Origin of the sequence: Paenibacillus amylolyticus (assembly GCF_003719335.1) — a bacterium.
Lineage (GTDB): Bacteria > Bacillota > Bacilli > Paenibacillales > Paenibacillaceae > Paenibacillus > Paenibacillus amylolyticus_D.
The window spans coordinates 1-729 of the sequence record NZ_RIAS01000049.1; the positions used below are offsets into that span (position 1 = coordinate 1).

Here is a 729-nt window from a genome sequence, read left to right on the forward strand (position 1 = left end):
TAACGTTCCCGTATTCACGACCCGACGCATGTCGGGTGGCCGGCGAATGCCGGGCCAAGGGCGTATGCCCGCAGCGTGAATATTATGTTATAAGATGTTGGCGCCTTCTTGAATTACTTACACGTACTATAAATTAAATTCATCTTTAATTAATCTTGCGACTTCATCTGCACTTAAATTTGTATTATTGATTCTCAAATAGTTCTCTCTAGTAATTTCTCCCTCTTTAGAATTGAGTCGATGTTCTTCCATCGTTTTGATTAAGTCCATTTCAGAATATTCAATATTTCTTTTTGTTGGTTTTTGATCAAGTCTAAACGCCGTTTTATTTCGTTTTAATCGTTCTTCTATATCTGACTCTAATTCAACAAAATAAATTTCTGCCCCTTTCGATTCAAACAAGTTACATGTTTGCTTGACGAATTCCCAGTCCTTCTGAAGATCAAACCCCCAAAGGTAAGTAAAAATAAGTCCATACTGGTTGCTGCTTGCGAACGATTCAAAAAGCTCTCTTCTTACGATACTTGATAACCTCCAAGTTTCACTACCAAAACCAAAAAAGGGATGAAATAGCTCTATCGACATGTGATTGTGAAACAATTTCAATTCCGTTATTTTCGTTAATTCATGACGAACCGTCATCTTTCCAACGGCCTGTGGGCCAAATATCAATATGAACTTCATAGGTATCACCCCGGTTCTTAATATCTTGCGCCAATGTCTTATAAC

General features: G+C 37.7%; 1 protein-coding gene. It reads right to left on the reverse strand.

Features of this window, described 5'->3' with window-relative positions:
* Positions 1-126 precede the first annotated feature (126 nt).
* The gene (locus EC604_RS29500; RefSeq protein WP_123067464.1) at positions 127-684 is read right to left on the reverse strand and encodes a shikimate kinase; all 558 of its coding nucleotides are present in this window, start codon (positions 682-684) and stop codon (positions 127-129) included.
* Positions 685-729: the final 45 nt, after the last annotated feature.

What these genes read in the sequence shown, in the direction of transcription:
- EC604_RS29500 (WP_123067464.1), bottom strand. Translation starts at nt 684, where the DNA reads ATGAAGTTCATATTGATATTTGGCCCACAGGCCGTTGGAAAGATGACG.